At 72.3% G+C, this 14,873-nt stretch carries 12 protein-coding genes; 8 read left to right on the forward strand and 4 right to left on the reverse strand.

Annotation, left to right across the window (positions count from 1 at the left end):
• Positions 1–3 precede the first annotated feature (3 nt).
• Positions 4–1,464, reverse strand: a complete 1,461-nt coding sequence (locus tag AB0946_RS03325) for a sodium:solute symporter (RefSeq protein WP_366758918.1) — start codon at positions 1,462–1,464, stop codon at positions 4–6.
• Between the two features lie 189 nt (positions 1,465–1,653).
• On the opposite strand from AB0946_RS03325, the gene AB0946_RS03330 reads away from it, so the two are divergent.
• The 3 genes from AB0946_RS03330 (at position 1,654) to AB0946_RS03340 (ending at position 4,571) form a co-directional block, all read left to right on the forward strand.
• Positions 1,654–3,198: a PucR family transcriptional regulator ligand-binding domain-containing protein gene (locus AB0946_RS03330; RefSeq protein WP_366758919.1), complete on the forward strand. Its 1,545-nt coding sequence runs from the start codon at positions 1,654–1,656 to the stop codon at positions 3,196–3,198.
• Positions 3,199–3,276: 78 nt separating this feature from the next.
• Positions 3,277–4,065, forward strand: coding sequence for a phosphatase (locus tag AB0946_RS03335; protein ID WP_366758920.1), 789 nt, complete (start codon positions 3,277–3,279; stop codon positions 4,063–4,065).
• 80 nt (positions 4,066–4,145) lie between these two features.
• Positions 4,146–4,571: a hypothetical protein gene (locus AB0946_RS03340; protein ID WP_366758921.1), complete on the forward strand. Its 426-nt coding sequence runs from the start codon at positions 4,146–4,148 to the stop codon at positions 4,569–4,571.
• Positions 4,572–4,852: 281 nt separating this feature from the next.
• Here AB0946_RS03340 and AB0946_RS03345 read toward each other — a convergent pair whose 3' ends face one another.
• From AB0946_RS03345 to AB0946_RS03355, 3 genes are all read right to left on the reverse strand, one after another.
• A complete protein-coding gene (locus AB0946_RS03345) occupies positions 4,853–5,734 on the reverse strand; it encodes an acyl-CoA thioesterase II (RefSeq protein ID WP_366758922.1) in 882 nt (293 codons plus the stop codon).
• A gap of 47 nt (positions 5,735–5,781) precedes the next feature.
• Positions 5,782–6,939, reverse strand: coding sequence for an acyl-CoA dehydrogenase family protein (locus AB0946_RS03350; RefSeq protein ID WP_366758923.1), 1,158 nt, complete (start codon positions 6,937–6,939; stop codon positions 5,782–5,784).
• A 246-nt stretch (positions 6,940–7,185) separates the two neighbouring features.
• Positions 7,186–7,782 (reverse strand): TetR/AcrR family transcriptional regulator, encoded by a 597-nt coding sequence (locus tag AB0946_RS03355; RefSeq protein ID WP_366758924.1) that lies wholly within the window; start codon positions 7,780–7,782, stop codon positions 7,186–7,188.
• Between the two features lie 97 nt (positions 7,783–7,879).
• Between AB0946_RS03355 and AB0946_RS03360 the strand changes: the two genes are divergently transcribed.
• The 5 genes from AB0946_RS03360 to AB0946_RS03380 all read left to right on the forward strand — a co-directional run bounded on the left by AB0946_RS03360 (position 7,880) and on the right by AB0946_RS03380 (position 14,837).
• A complete protein-coding gene (locus tag AB0946_RS03360) occupies positions 7,880–9,496 on the forward strand; it encodes a carboxyl transferase domain-containing protein (protein WP_366758925.1) in 1,617 nt (538 codons plus the stop codon).
• A gap of 11 nt (positions 9,497–9,507) precedes the next feature.
• Positions 9,508–11,421, forward strand: coding sequence for a biotin carboxylase N-terminal domain-containing protein (locus tag AB0946_RS03365; RefSeq protein WP_366758926.1), 1,914 nt, complete (start codon positions 9,508–9,510; stop codon positions 11,419–11,421).
• Positions 11,418–12,362, forward strand: coding sequence for a hydroxymethylglutaryl-CoA lyase (locus AB0946_RS03370; RefSeq protein ID WP_366758927.1), 945 nt, complete (start codon positions 11,418–11,420; stop codon positions 12,360–12,362). Before AB0946_RS03365 ends, AB0946_RS03370 begins: the two co-directional genes overlap by 4 nt.
• 5 nt (positions 12,363–12,367) lie before the next feature.
• On the forward strand, positions 12,368–13,528 hold the full coding sequence (locus tag AB0946_RS03375; protein ID WP_366758928.1) for an acyl-CoA dehydrogenase family protein: 1,161 nt from the start codon (positions 12,368–12,370) through the stop codon (positions 13,526–13,528).
• A 262-nt stretch (positions 13,529–13,790) separates the two neighbouring features.
• Positions 13,791–14,837, forward strand: a complete 1,047-nt coding sequence (locus AB0946_RS03380) for an ABC transporter substrate-binding protein (RefSeq protein ID WP_366758929.1) — start codon at positions 13,791–13,793, stop codon at positions 14,835–14,837.
• Positions 14,838–14,873 lie beyond the last annotated feature (36 nt).

Below are 14,873 nucleotides of genomic sequence, written 5' to 3' on the forward strand. Positions count from 1 at the left end.
ACTCTACTGGTGAGCCGGGACCGGTTCGGACGGGAGTTCGGGGGAACGTCCGGCGAGGCGCTCGCGCCAGGTGGCGAGGACGGTCTCGTCGGTGGGCCTCGTGGCCAGGGAGACGGCGACGTAGGCGGCGAGGGAGGCCGGCAGGCCGTAGTAGACGGGCTCGTTGGCGAGGATGCCGTAGCCGGCCATCAGGCCGATGACCGCGAGGCCGCCGACGATCACGGAGGCCAGCGCGCCCTGGACCGTGCCGCGCTTCCACAGCAGGCCGCCCAGGATGGGCACGAGCAGGCCGCCGACGAGGAGGTTGTACGCCACGGTGAGCGCCTCGACCACGTTGTTCAGGGCGATCGCCGTGCCGATCACGGCCACGCCCATGACCAGGATGAACGCGCGGTTGCCCCTGACCTCGTCGTGGTCCTCGCCGTCCCGTCGCACGACCCCGCGCAGACGGGACCAGATGTCGTTGTTGGCGACCGTGGCGCAGGCGATCAGGGCGCCGGAGGACGTCGACATCACGGCGGCGAGGGCCGCGGCCAGGACCAGTCCGCGCACGCCGACGGGGAGCTCGTCCTTGACGATGGTGGCGAAGGCGTCGTCGGGGCTGCCCAGCTTCGGGTACAGCACCTTGGCGGCCGTGCCGATCACCGCGCCGGCCAGGGCGTAGGCCAGGCAGTAGGTTCCGGCCACCGTGCCGCCCCACCTGGCGGTCCGGTCACTGCGGGCGGTGAACACGCGCTGCCAGATGTCCTGGCCGATCAGCATGCCGAACGTGTAGATCAGGACGTAGGTGAAGATCGTCTCGCCGCCGATGCCCAGCGGGTCGAAGTAGCCGGTCGGCAGCTTGGCCTTCATCTCGGCGAAGCCGCCCGCCTTGACGACCGCGATCGGCAGCAGCAGGAGCAGCACGCCGATGGTCTTGACGACGAACTGGACCATGTCGGTCAGGGTGATGGACCACATGCCGCCGAGCGTCGAGTAGGCGACGACGATGGAGCCGCCGAGGATGATCGCCACCGTGCGGTTCATGTCGAAGAGCACGTCGAAGATCGTGGCGTAGGCGATGGTGGAGGTCACCGCGAGCATGAGGGTGTACGCCCACATGACCACGCCCGAGATCACGCCGGCCCGGCCGCCGTAGCGCAGGTCCAGCATCTCGGAGACCGTGTACACCTTCAGGCGGGCGATGCGGGCCGAGAAGAAGACGGAGAGGGCGAGCAGGCCGAGGCCGATGGTGAAGACCATCCAGGCGCCGGAGAGGCCGTACTGGTAGCCGAGGCCCACGCCGCCGATGGTGGAGGCGCCGCCGAGGACGATCGCCGCCATCGTGCCGGAGTACATGGCGGGCCCGAGGCGGCGGCCGGCCACCAGGAACTCGCTCTTGGACCTGGCGCGGCGCATGCCCCACCAGCCCATGGCGAGCATGCCGGCGAGATAGACGACGATCACTGTGTAGTCGACGGCCATGGGGCCCTCCTTCGCGCACTGTCCGGTGGCGTGTCGTGCAGGTTCTTCGGGGATGTGCCGGCAGCGGCTCGCGGGGACATCCGCCCGTACCCGCGGCTGCCGTGCCCCTTGAGGCTAGGTGGCCGGAAAGCGACTGCGAAGTGTACGTTTCATCCATATGAACGGGGTGGGATGGAGGGAACGCACACCATGCCGGAGACGCTCGCCCCAGCGGTCCCACCGACCCCGCCGGTCACACTCCAGGCGCTGCTGGCCCGGGACGACCTCGCCCTGCGGCAGATCGCCGGACCCACGGACCCGGGGATCGCGGTCCACTGGGCGCACACCTCGGAGATGGCCGACCCGTACCCCTATCTGCTGGGCGGCGAGCTGCTGCTGACGGCCGGGGTGCACATCCCGGAGGCGGCCGGCTCGGGGACCTACTTCGACAACTACGTGGCCCGGATCGTGGCGGCGGGCGGCGCGGCCCTCGGCTTCGGGGTGGCCCCCGTGCACGACACGGTCCCGCGCGCCCTGGTCGCCGCCTGCGACCGGTACGGGCTGCCACTGCTGGAGGTCCCGCCGCAGACCACGTTCTCCGGGGTGGCCCGGGCGGTCTGGCAGCTGATGGCGCAGGCCCGGCTGGCCGAGCTGCGCCGGGTGACCGAGGCCCAGCAGAGTCTCGCGGCCGCCGCCTCCCGGCCGGACCCGGTCCCCTCGGTGCTGCGCCAGCTGGCCCAGCGCCTGGGCGGCCGGGCGGTGCTCTACGGGCCCGACGGCACGGAGATCGCGGGGGCCGGCCGGGAGACACCGGAGGGCGCGCGGACGGCGCTGGCGGAGCTGGCGGGCGTGGTCAGGCATCCGGCCGTGCCCCGCGGCCGACCGCACCCGGCCCCTTCCGCACCGGGCGCCCCGAGCGCACCCGGCACGCCGGCCCCCCGCCCGCACCCCGCCTCCGCCACCGACACCCACGGCACCACCCACCTCGCCGTCTACGCCCTCGGCGCCGGGGAGGGGTTCGTGCTGGGGGTGGCCGCCCCCCGGCGCGACCCGGGTGATCACACCATCGCCTCGGTCGCCGCCGTCCTGCTGGCCCTGCTGACCGGGGAGCACCACAGCGGCGCCGGGGCGGCCCGGTCCTCCGCGCTCGTCCGGCTGCTGCTAGGCGCCCCGCCCGAGGAGGTGGCGCCGCTCCTCGGCACCGGGCAGTGGCTCGTGGTGCACGCGCGGCCGGAGGCCCAGGCCCCCGACGCGGTCGCCGCCTCCGCGCTGGGCGCCGCCCTGGGTTCGCCGCTGGTCGACCTCGCCCGCGACGTCGTACGGGTGCTGGTGCCGGCGGAGCGGGAACCGGGACCGCAGCCCGGCTGGACGCTCGGCGTGAGTGCCGCGGCCGGGCCCCGGGAGTGGCCGGCCGCCGACACCCAGGCCGCCCGCGCCCTCGCCCGGGCCCGCGCCACCCGCACTCCGCTGGTCCGGCACGCCGCCCGGCCGGCGCTGGCGGACCTGGTGCCGCGTGCGGACGCCGAGACCCATGCCCGTGCGCTGCTCGGTCCCCTCGCGGGGCAGGCCGCGCTCGCCGACACCCTGCGCACCTGGCTGTCCCTGCACGGCAATTGGGACCGTACGGCGGTGGCGCTCGGCGTGCACCGCAACACCGTGCGGCAGCGGATCGCCCGCTGCGCCGCCCTGTTGGCCGCCGACCTGGACGATCCGGACGTGCGCATGGAGCTGTGGTTCGCGCTGCGCCGTGACTGACGGCGACCGTGCGTGACCCCCGTCCCAGCGGTCGGTATGCCGAGGACGCGCGCCGGGCACTGCCCCACAATGGGAGGCATGCCGATATCCGGGACACCCAGCCGCGCCCAGCTCGTCGACCACCTGGTGCGCACGCGTATCGCGGGGGACGTCGCCACGCCCCGCGAGAACAACCTCTCCCACTACCGTCAGCTCGCCAACGGTGTCCGCAACTACTGGCTCGGCCTGGAACTGGGCGACCGCTGGACGGACGAGCAGGACGTGCTCGCGGTGATGGCCGAGCGGGTGGGCGTCAACGACGACCCGGAATACCGGTACGGGCAGGACACCATCGACCCCGAGCTGACGGTGGACGCCCTCGACCGCATGGCGGCGCGGCTACGCAAGGCCGCCGAGGACCGGCAGCGGGTGCTGTTCGCGACCGGGCATCCCGGGGGGCTGCTGGACGTCCACCGGGCCACGGCGGCCGCGTTGCGCGCCGCCGGCTGCGAGATCGTCGTCATCCCGGACGGGCTCCAGACGGACGAGGGATACGTGATGCAGTTCGCGGACGTGGCCGTGCTGGAGCACGGGGCGACGCTGTGGCACACGCACTCCGGTGAGCCGATGCGGGCCATTCTCACGGGACTTGAGCGGGAGGGGCGCCCGCTTCCGGACCTGGTGGTCGCCGACCACGGCTGGGCCGGGTACGCGGGACAGCACGGGGTCGACTCCGTGGGGTACGCCGACTGCAACGACCCGGCGCTGTTCCTCGCCGAGTCCGAGGGCACCGTGCAGGTCGTCGTCCCGCTGGACGACCATGTGGTGAGCCCGCGTCACTACGACCCGATGACCGCGTACCTGCTCGCCGCGGCCGGTCTGGCCTGACACGGCCGCACGCCGGGGGTCCGACGCTCCGGCACAGAACGGGGTGCGGCCCCGCGAACGGGGCCGCACGTCTTCAGTTCGTGGTCGGCTCAGTGGCCGCCGCCACCTCCTCCGCCGCCGTGGCCGCCGCCACCGCCGCCGTGGCCGCCGCCACCGCCGCCGTGACCGCCACCGCCGCCGCCGTGGCCGCCACCACCGTGACCGCCGCCACCGTGACCGCCACCGCCGTGGCCGCCGCCACCGTAGCCGCCACCGTGACCGCCGCCGTAGCCGCCGCCGTGGTCACCGCCATAGCCGCCGCCGTGGTCACCGCCGTAGCCGCCGCCATAGCCGCCGCCGTGGTCACCGCCGTAGCCGTTGTCGTCATCGTCGCCCCAGTTCCAGCTGTAGGAACCGTGGTCGCTGTGGGTCGAGGCAGAGGCGGTTCCGGCCGTGCCGATCGCGGCTCCGCCGGCCAGCAGCAGGCCGCTGGCGGAAATCGCGACAAGACGCCTCACGCGCTGTGATCGCATGGGAATACCTTCCATCTCCATCGTCTCTCACGGCTCCCTGAGGAAGCGCGAGGTGGATGGCCGTCGCCGCTGCGAAAGGGGAAGAATGCGGCGCGGTCTTCAGATGTCACCGCAGCCAGTTGGAACCGAAACGCGCCGGGCACCTCACACAGGGGTCTGCCGGGCATGCCGTTCACTGCGGCCTTTCACTCAGAGAGCCTAGTCCCACACGGGTCACGCGTCATCTCGGAGAGCACCCCGGTCACGGCCGTCTCGGCAGGCGGACAGCGCCCCCGTCACGATCGTCTCGGCACCCGGACGACACCCTCCTGGATGACCGAGATGGCGAGCCGCCCGTCCTGGGTGTAGATGCGGGCCTGGCCGAGGCCCCGGCCGCCGTGCGCGGACGGCGACTCCTGGTCGTACAGCAGCCATTCGTCCGCCCGGAAGGGGCGGTGGAACCACATCGCGTGGTCCAGGGAGGCGCCGACGACGTCCCCGACGGCCCAGCCGCCGCGCCCGTGCGCGAGCAGCACCGAGTCGAGCAGGGTCATGTCGGAGACGTAGGTGGCGAGGACGACGTGCAGCAGGGGTTCGTCGACGGCGCCGCCGAGCTTGCCGTTGGTGCGGAACCACACCTGCGAGTGCGGCTCGCGCGGCTCGCCGTACCGCCCGTACGGCGGCTCGTCCACGTACCTGAGGTCGATCGCCTCGCGCGCCTCGAGGAACCGCTCCACGACGTCGGGGGCGAGGTGGCCGTAGCCGCGCAGCCGCTCCTGGGAGGTCGGCAGGGTCGCCGGGTCGGGCGCGGCGGGCATGGGCGCCTGGTGCTCCAGCCCGTCCTCGTACGCCTGGAAGGACGCCGACAGGTGGAAGATCGGCTTGCCGTGCTGGACGGCGACCACCCGGCGGGTGGTGAAGGACCGGCCGTCACGGATGCGGTCCACGGTGTAGACGATGGGCGCGCCCGGGTCGCCGGGGCGCAGGAAGTACGCGTGCAGGGAGTGGGCGGGCCGGTCCGCGGGGACCGTCCGCCCGGCGGCGACCAGCGCCTGCGCCGCCACCTGCCCGCCGAAGACGCGCGGGACGACGGCGGAGCGGGAGCGGCCGCGGAAGATGTTCTCCTCGATCTGCTCCAGGTCGAGCAGATCGAGGAGATCCTGGAGTGCCTGGCTCATGGTGTGCTGTTGTACCGGCCAGTGATCGCGTGTCGGTGTCCGGGGCCTTACAGACCCATGTCCTTGGCGATGATCGTCTTCATGATCTCGCTGGTGCCGCCGTAGATGCGGTTGACCCGGTTGTCCGCGTACAGACGGGCGATCGGGTACTCGTTCATGTAGCCGTAGCCGCCGTGCAGCTGGAGGCAGCGGTCGATGACGCGGTGCGCGACCTCGGTGCAGAACAGCTTCGCGGAGGCGGCCTCGGCGGGGGTCAGCTCACCGGCGTCCAGGGCCTCCAGGGCGCGGTCGGCGACCGCCTCGGCGGCGTCCACCTCGGCCTGGCAGGCGGCCAGCTCGAACTTGGTGTTCTGGAAGTGGGCGACCGGCTTGCCGAAGACGGTGCGCTCCTGCACGTAGCTCTTGGCGAACCGGACGGCGGCCTTGGCCTGGGCGTAGGCGCCGAAGGCGATGCCCCAGCGCTCGGAGGCCAGGTTGTGGCCGAGGTAGGAGAAGCCCTTGTTCTCCTCGCCGAGCAGGTCCTCGACCGGGACCTTGACGTCGACGAAGGCCAGCTCGGCGGTGTCGGAGGTGCGCAGGCCCAGCTTGTCCAGCTTGCGGCCGATGGAGTAGCCCTCGGACTTGGTGTCCACAGCGAACAGGGAGATGCCGTGGCGGCGGTCCTCGGCGGTGGGCGCGGCCGTGCGGGCGCAGACGATCACCTTGTCGGCGTGCACACCGCCGGTGATGAAGGTCTTGGCGCCGTTGAGGACGTAGTGCGTGCCGTCCTCGGAGAGCCTGGCGGTGGTCTTCATGCCCGCGAGGTCGGAGCCGGTGCCCGGCTCGGTCATCGCGATGGCCCACATCTCCTCGCCGGTGACGAACTTCGGCAGGTAGCGCTTCTTCTGCTCGTCGGTGGCGAGCATCTTGATGTAGGGCAGGGCGAGCAGCACGTGCACGCCGGAGCCGCCGAACTGGACGCCGGCGCGGGCGGTCTCCTCGTAGAGGACGGCCTCGAACTTGTGGGTGTCCAGGCCCGCGCCGCCGAACTCCTCGGGCACGCTGATGCCGAAGATGCCCAGCTCGCCGAGCTTGTAGTAGAAGTCGCGCGGCGCCTGGCCGGCGGCGAACCACTCGTCGTACACCGGCACGACCTCGGCCTCGATGAAGGCGCGAAGGGTCTCCCGGAACGCCTCGTGATCCTCGTTGAACACCGTACGGCGCACGCCGCCCACCTCCACGTACCTGACATCGGCATGTCTAAGCGCTTGCTCAGATGCCAAGGTACTGGCGAGTACGCTCAGGCGTCCAGGGTGACCTTTGCCACGCGTCCCGGTCAGTCGCCGGCTTTGCCGTACCGGCGGAACTCGGACGGCAAGACGATCTCGACAGCGGCCGGCACCTCGGCCGCGTCGACGGCGAGGCCTTCCTCGTCGAGGACAGCCTCGGGGATGACGATCGCGTGACCCGCGTCACCCCTCCCCCGCCGCCTCGAACGCCCCCCGCGCCATCCGGTGCAGCAGCGCCGCCGTCACCCCGCGCCCCGGCAGGGTCCCCGCGCGGCCCAGGTGGGGCGTGGAGTTGAGCAGGCCGAAGACCGAGTGGACGGCCGAGCGGGCGGCCGGTTCGGTCAGGCCCGGGTACACCGCGCGGACCACCTCCACCCACAGCTCCACGTACTGCCGCTGGAGCTGCCGCACCAGCTTGCGGTCGCTGTCCCGCAGGCGGTCCAGCTCGCGGTCGTGCAGGGTGATCAGCGGGCGGTCGTCCAGGGCGAAGTCGATGTGGCCCTCGATCAGGGAGTCGAGGACGCGGGTCGCGGGGACCCCGTCGGCCTCGGCCAGCCGGCGCCTGGCACCGGTGAGCAGCTGCCCGCTGATGCCGACCAGCAGTTCGGCGAGCATCGCGTCCTTGCCCGGGAAGTGCCGGTAGAGGCCGGGGCCGCTGATGCCGACCGCGGCGCCTATCTCGTCGACACCGACACCGTGGAACCCGCGCTCGGCGAACAGCCGGGCGGCCTCCTTGAGGATCTGCTCACGGCGGGTCGGTGCGTCGGTTCTGGTGGCCATGCAGACAATTCTAGACAGCGAGGTTAGCGGTCGTTAACCTGATGGCAATGGTTAACGCTCATTAACAGGTTCGATCACCGGTGAGGGGAACCGCAGGATGCAGGAGGCACCGGAGCTTCACAGCGCGGCAGATCCCGCGTCGGAGGCCTGGAGGGCCAACGAACAGGCGCATCTGGCCCTCGTGGAGGAGCTGCGCGCCAAGCTGGCCGCGGCGGCCCTCGGCGGCGGCGAGAAGGCACGCGCCCGGCACACCGCGCGCGGCAAGCTGCTGCCGAGGGACAGGGTGGACACGCTGCTCGACCCGGGCTCGCCCTTCCTGGAGCTGGCCCCGCTCGCGGCCGACGGGATGTACGAGGGGCAGGCCCCGGCGGCCGGAGTGATCGCCGGGATCGGCCGGGTCAGCGGCCGCGAGTGCGTGATCGTCGCGAACGACGCCACGGTCAAGGGCGGCACGTACTACCCGATGACGGTGAAGAAGCACCTGCGCGCGCAGGAGGTGGCCCTGGACAACCGGCTGCCGTGCGTCTACCTGGTCGACTCCGGCGGGGCCTTCCTGCCGATGCAGGACGAGGTCTTCCCGGACCGGGACCACTTCGGGCGGATCTTCTACAACCAGGCCCGGATGTCCGGCGCGGGCATCCCGCAGATCGCGGCCGTGCTCGGCTCCTGCACGGCCGGCGGGGCGTACGTCCCGGCGATGAGCGACGAGGCCGTGATCGTCCGCGGCCAGGGCACGATCTTCCTGGGCGGCCCGCCGCTGGTGAAGGCGGCCACCGGTGAGGTCGTCACGGCGGAGGAGCTGGGCGGCGGCGAGGTCCACTCGCGTGTCTCCGGGGTCACCGACCACCTCGCCGAGGACGACGCGCACGCCCTGAGGATCGTCCGGAACATCGTCGCCACGCTCCCGGCCCGGCAGTCCCCGCCCTGGGAGGTCGTGCCCGTCACCGAGCCGAAGGCCGACCCCTACGGGCTCTACGGCGCGGTCCCCGTCGACTCCCGCACCCCCTACGACGTCCGCGAGATCATCGCGCGCGTGGTCGACGGCTCCCGGTTCGCGGAGTTCAAGAGCGAGTTCGGGCAGACCCTGGTCACCGGCTTCGCGCGCATCCACGGCCACCCGGTCGGGATCGTCGCCAACAACGGCATCCTGTTCTCCGAGTCCGCCCAGAAGGGCGCCCACTTCATCGAGCTGTGCGACCAGCGCGGCATTCCGCTGGTGTTCCTCCAGAACATCTCCGGTTTCATGGTCGGCAAGGACTACGAGGCGGGCGGCATCGCCAAGCACGGCGCCAAGATGGTGACCGCGGTCGCCTGCACCCGCGTGCCGAAGCTGACGGTCGTCGTCGGCGGCTCGTACGGCGCGGGCAACTACTCGATGTGCGGCCGGGCCTACTCGCCCCGCTTCCTGTGGATGTGGCCCAACGCCAAGATCTCCGTCATGGGCGGCGAGCAGGCCGCGTCCGTGCTGGCGACCGTCAAGCGGGACCAGCTTCAGGCGCGCGGGGAGCAGTGGTCCGCCGAGGACGAGGAGGCGTTCAAGGCGCCCGTCCGCGCCCAGTACGAACGCCAGGGCAACGCCTACTACGCCACCGCCCGGCTCTGGGACGACGGCGTCATCGACCCGCTGGAGACCCGTCAGGTGCTGGGCCTCGCCCTGACGGCCTGCGCCAACGCGCCCCTGGGAGACCCCCAGTTCGGCGTCTTCCGGATGTGAGGAGGGGAACCGTGTTCGACACAGTGCTGGTGGCCAACCGGGGCGAGATCGCCGTACGCGTCATCCGTACGCTCCGCTCGCTGGGCGTACGCTCGGTGGCGGTCTTCTCCGACGCCGACGCCGACGCGCGGCACGTCCGGGAGGCCGACACGGCGGTACGGATCGGTCCGGCGCCGGCCGCCGAGAGCTATCTGTCGGTGGAGCGGCTGCTTCAGGCCGCCGCCCGCACCGGCGCCCAGGCCGTCCACCCCGGCTACGGCTTCCTCGCGGAGAACGCGGGCTTCGCGCGCGCCTGCGAGGAGGCGGGGCTGGTCTTCATCGGCCCGCCGGCGGACGCGATCGCGCTCATGGGCGACAAGATCCGGGCCAAGGAGACGGTCCAGGCGGCCGGAGTGCCGGTGGTGCCGGGCGGCCGGGACCCCGAGCTCGCCGAGGCGGCCCGCGCGCTGGGCGCGCCCGTGCTGCTCAAGCCGTCCGCCGGCGGCGGCGGCAAGGGCATGCGGCTGGTGCGGGACCTGACCGTGCTGGAGGAGGAGATCGCCGCCGCCCGCCGCGAGGCCCGCGCCTCCTTCGGCGACGACACCCTGCTGGTGGAGCGGTGGGTCGACCGGCCGCGGCACATCGAGATCCAGGTGCTCGCCGACGGCCACGGCAACGTGGTCCACCTGGGCGAGCGCGAGTGCTCCCTCCAGCGGCGCCACCAGAAGATCATCGAGGAGGCGCCGAGCGTGCTCCTCGACGAGCGGACCCGGGCCGCGATGGGCGAGGCGGCCGTGCAGGCGGCGCACTCGTGCGGGTACCGGGGCGCGGGGACGGTGGAGTTCATCGTCCCGGGCGGCGATCCCTCGCAGTACTACTTCATGGAGATGAACACCCGCCTCCAGGTGGAGCACCCGGTCACCGAACTCGTCACCGGGCTGGACCTGGTGGAGTGGCAGCTGCGGGTGGCCGCCGGGGAGCCGCTGGGGTTCGCCCAGGAGGACCTGCGGCTGACCGGCCACGCGGTGGAGGCCCGTATCTGCGCGGAGGACCCCGCGCGCGGGTTCCTGCCCTCCGGCGGCACGGTCCTGCTGCTGGGCGAACCGCAGGGCGACGGCGTGCGCACCGACTCCGGGCTCACCGAGGGCACCGAGGTGGGCAGCCTGTACGACCCGATGCTGTCCAAGGTGATCGCGTACGGCCCCGACCGCGCGACGGCGCTCAGGAAGCTCCGCTCGGCGCTCGCGGAGACGGTCACGCTGGGCGTGCAGACCAACGCCGGGTTCCTGCGCCGGCTGCTCGCGCACCCGGCGGTCGTCGCGGGCGAGCTGGACACGGGCCTGGTCGAGCGCGTCGTGGACGACCTGGTCCCCACGGACGTGCCCGAGGAGGTCTACGAGGCGGCGGCGGCCGTACGCCTGGAGCGGCTCAAGCCGCGCGCGGAGGGCTGGACCGACCCCTTCTCCGTGCCGAGCGGCTGGCGGCTCGGCGGCACCCCGAAGCCGCCGGCCTTCCACCTGCGGGCGCAGGAGGCGGTGACGTACACCCCCCGGGGCACGCACACCGTCACCGGTGACCGCGTGACCGTCACCCTCGACGGCGTCCGGCACACCTTCCACCGGGCCGGCGACTGGATCGGCCGGGACGGGGACGCCTGGCAGGTGCGCGACCACGACCCGGTGGCCGCGTCCCTGAACCGCGCGGCCCACGCGGGTGCCGACTCGCTCACCGCGCCCATGCCCGGCACGGTGACGGTGGTCAAGGTGGCCGTCGGCGACGAGGTGACCGCCGGGCAGAGCCTGCTGGTGGTGGAGGCGATGAAGATGGAGCACGTCATCTCCGCCCCGCACGCCGGCACGGTCGCCGAGCTGGACGTGACACCCGGTACGACGGTCGCCATGGACCAGGTGCTGGCCGTCATCGCCCCGAAGGAGGCGGCGGAATGAGCGCCGACGGTCTGCCCATGGTCGTACCGGTCCCGGGCCTGCCCGCGCGGGTGCGGATCCACGAGGTCGGCGCGCGCGACGGGCTGCAGAACGAGAAGACGGCCGTGCCGACGGCGGTGAAGGCGGAGTTCATCCGGCGGCTGGCCGGCGCGGGTCTGACGACGATCGAGGCGACGAGCTTCGTGCACCCCAAGTGGGTGCCCCAACTGGCCGACGCCGAGGAGCTGTTCCCACAGGTGAGCGACCTGCCCGGGGTGGCCCTGCCGGTGCTGGTCCCCAACCGGCGCGGCCTGGACCGGGCGCTGGCCCTCGGCGCCGGGCGCGTCGCCGTGTTCGCCAGCGCCACCGAGTCCTTCGCGAAGGCCAACCTCAACCGCACGCTGGACGAGTCGCTGGCGGTGTTCGAGCCGGTGGTGCGGCAGGCCAAGGACCAGGGCGTGCACGTGCGCGGCTATGTGTCCATGTGCTTCGGCGACCCGTGGGAGGGCGCGGTGCCGGCGCACCAGGTGGCCCGGGTGTGCACGGCCCTGCGGGACATGGGCTGCGACGAGCTGAGTCTCGGCGACACGATCGGTGTGGCCACGGCCGGCCAGGTGCGCGAGCTGCTCGGGCTGCTCAACGACAGGGGCGTGCCGACGGAGACGATCGGCGTGCACTTCCACGACACCTACGGCCAGGCGCTCGCCAACACACTGGCGGCGCTCCAGCACGGCGTCACCACGGTCGACGCCTCCGCGGGCGGCCTCGGCGGCTGCCCGTACGCCAGGTCCGCCACCGGCAACCTCGCCACCGAGGACCTCGTCTGGATGCTGCACGGCCTCGGCATCGCGACGGGGGTCGACCTCGGCCGTCTGACCGCCACGAGCGTGTGGATGGCCGAACAGCTGGGCCGGCCCAGCCCGTCCCGTACCGTCCGCGCTCTCTCCCACAAGGACCAGTGATCAGCATGGACCACCGTCTCAGCCCCGAGCTGGAGGACCTCCGCCGTACGGTGGAGGAGTTCGCGCACGACGTCGTGGCGCCGAAGATCGGCGACTTCTACGAGCGGCACGAGTTCCCGTACGAGATCGTGCGGGAGATGGGCCGCATGGGCCTGTTCGGGCTGCCGTTCCCGGAGGAGTACGGCGGTATGGGCGGCGACTACCTGGCGCTCGGCCTCGCGCTGGAGGAGCTGGCCCGGGTCGACTCGTCGGTGGCCATCACCCTGGAGGCGGGAGTCTCGCTGGGCGCGATGCCGCTGCACCTGTTCGGCACGGAGGAGCAGAAGCGCCGGTGGCTGCCCCGGCTGTGCTCGGGTGAGGTCCTGGGCGCGTTCGGCCTGACCGAGCCGGACGGCGGCAGCGACGCGGGGGCGACCCGTACGACGGCCCGGCTCGACCCGGACACGGACGAGTGGGTGATCAACGGCACGAAGTGCTTCATCACGAACTCGGGCACGGACATCACGGGGCTGGTGACCGTCACCGCCGTCACCGGCCGCAAGCCGGACGGCCGGCCGGAGATCTCGGCGATCATCGTCCCGTCGGGCACACCGGGCTTCACGGTGGCGGCGCCCTACTCGAAGGTCGGCTGGAACGCGTCGGACACCCGCGAGCTGTCGTTCGCCGACGTCCGCGTCCCCGCCGCCAACCTCCTGGGCGAACAGGGCCGTGGCTACGCCCAGTTCCTGCGCATCCTGGACGAGGGCCGCATCGCCATCGCGGCCCTGGCGACGGGCCTGGCCCAGGGCTGCGTGGACGAGTCGGTGAAGTACGCCAAGGAACGCCGCGCCTTCGGCAGGCCCATCGGCGCCAACCAGGCGATCCAGTTCAAGATCGCCGACATGGAGATGAAGGCCCACACGGCCCGCCTCGCCTGGCGCGACGCCGCCAGCCGGCTGGTGGCCGGCGAGCCCTTCAAGAAGGAGGCGGCCCTGGCCAAGCTCTACTCCTCCACGGTGGCCGTCGACAACGCCCGCGAGGCGACCCAGATCCACGGCGGCTACGGCTTCATGAACGAGTACCCGGTGGCCCGTATGTGGCGCGACTCCAAGATCCTGGAGATCGGCGAGGGCACGAGCGAGGTCCAGCGGTTGCTGATCGCCCGGGAACTGGGCCTGGTGGGCTGACCCGGAGCCCCGCCCACCCGCACGGGACCGGCAGCACCGGCTGCCGGTCCCGTGTCATCGCGCGGTGCCCCCGCCGCCGTCCGCGCGCGGACCCCGGGCTGTCCGTCGTACCGCCAACTCCCGTTCCGTCGGGGGTTGTCCACAATGCGCGCACCGGGCGAACGGGCGGGGACCCGCCCCCTGGACATCAGCTGAGGTTAGGCTAACCTACCTTCGAACTTGTCCGGCGGGCGCTTCGCCCCGTTCGAAAGCAGTCATACCCATGCCCCAAGCCCGTGCCACCCACCTCACTCGCCGCGGCCTGCTCGCCGCCGGCGGCGCCCTCGGACTCGGTGCCGCGCTCGCCGCCTGCGGGGACGACAAGGGCGAAGACGGCGGCTCCGGCACGGAGGCGAAGGCCGGCACGTCCGGACCCTGGTCCTTCAAGGACGACCGCGGCACCACCGTGAAGCTGGACAAGGTCCCCGCGAACATCGTCGCGTTCACCGGTGTGGGCGCCGCGCTGTACGACTACGGCATCCAGGTGAAGGGCGTCTTCGGCCCGACGAGGACCGCCGCCGGCAAGCCGGACGTCCAGGCCGGCGACATGGACATCAGCAAGGTGACGGTCCTCGGCAACACCTGGGGCCAGTTCAGCGTCGAGAAGTACGCCTCCCTCGCCCCGGACGTGCTCGTCTCCACGATGTTCGACGGCGCCGGCACCCTCTGGTACGTCCCCGAGGAGTCGAAGAAGAAGATCGCCCAGCTGGCCCCGAGCGTCGGCATCTCCGTCTACGACCGCCGGCTCACCGAGCCGCTCCAGCGCATGTGGGACCTCGCCGCATCGCTCGGCGCGGACATGAAGGCCGCCAGGGTCACCGACGCCAAGAAGCGGTTCGAGGACGCCGCCGCCCGGCTGCGCGCCGCCGCGAAGGCCAAGCCCGGCATCAAGGTGATGGCCGGCAGCGCCAGCGACCAGCTGTTCTACGTGTCCGGCACCAACCTCTCCATCGACCTGGAGTACTTCAAGGCCCTCGGCGTGAACTTCGTGGAGCCGCCGGAGAGTGCCAAGAAGCAGGGCGGCGGCTGGTACGAGTCGCTGAGCTGGGAGAACGTCGACAAGTACCAGGCCGACATCATCATGATGGACGACCGCACCTCGGCCATCCAGCCCGCCGACATCACCAAGGCCACCTGGAAGAAGCTGCCCGCGGTCAAGGCGGGCCAGGTCATCGCCCGGTCCCCCGAGCCGATCCTGTCCTACGACAAGTGCGTGCCGCTGCTGACGAACCTGGCGGAGGCCCTGGAGAAGGCCAGGAAGGTCGGCTGACCCGCGAGCACCCCCGACAAAGCCCTGAACCCCACC

The organism is Streptomyces sp. NPDC046870 (assembly GCF_040704595.1).
In the GTDB taxonomy this organism is placed as follows: Bacteria; Actinomycetota; Actinomycetes; order Streptomycetales; family Streptomycetaceae; genus Streptomyces; species Streptomyces argyrophylli.

What these genes read in the sequence shown, in the direction of transcription:
- AB0946_RS03325 (WP_366758918.1), bottom strand. Translation starts at nt 1,464, where the DNA reads ATGGCCGTCGACTACACAGTGATCGTCGTCTATCTCGCCGGCATGCTC.
- AB0946_RS03330 (WP_366758919.1), top strand. Translation starts at nt 1,654, where the DNA reads ATGCCGGAGACGCTCGCCCCAGCGGTCCCACCGACCCCGCCGGTCACA.
- AB0946_RS03335 (WP_366758920.1), top strand. Translation starts at nt 3,277, where the DNA reads ATGCCGATATCCGGGACACCCAGCCGCGCCCAGCTCGTCGACCACCTG.
- AB0946_RS03345 (WP_366758922.1), bottom strand. Translation starts at nt 5,734, where the DNA reads ATGAGCCAGGCACTCCAGGATCTCCTCGATCTGCTCGACCTGGAGCAG.
- AB0946_RS03355 (WP_366758924.1), bottom strand. Translation starts at nt 7,782, where the DNA reads ATGGCCACCAGAACCGACGCACCGACCCGCCGTGAGCAGATCCTCAAG.
- AB0946_RS03360 (WP_366758925.1), top strand. Translation starts at nt 7,880, where the DNA reads ATGCAGGAGGCACCGGAGCTTCACAGCGCGGCAGATCCCGCGTCGGAG.
- AB0946_RS03370 (WP_366758927.1), top strand. Translation starts at nt 11,418, where the DNA reads ATGAGCGCCGACGGTCTGCCCATGGTCGTACCGGTCCCGGGCCTGCCC.
- AB0946_RS03375 (WP_366758928.1), top strand. Translation starts at nt 12,368, where the DNA reads ATGGACCACCGTCTCAGCCCCGAGCTGGAGGACCTCCGCCGTACGGTG.
- AB0946_RS03380 (WP_366758929.1), top strand. Translation starts at nt 13,791, where the DNA reads ATGCCCCAAGCCCGTGCCACCCACCTCACTCGCCGCGGCCTGCTCGCC.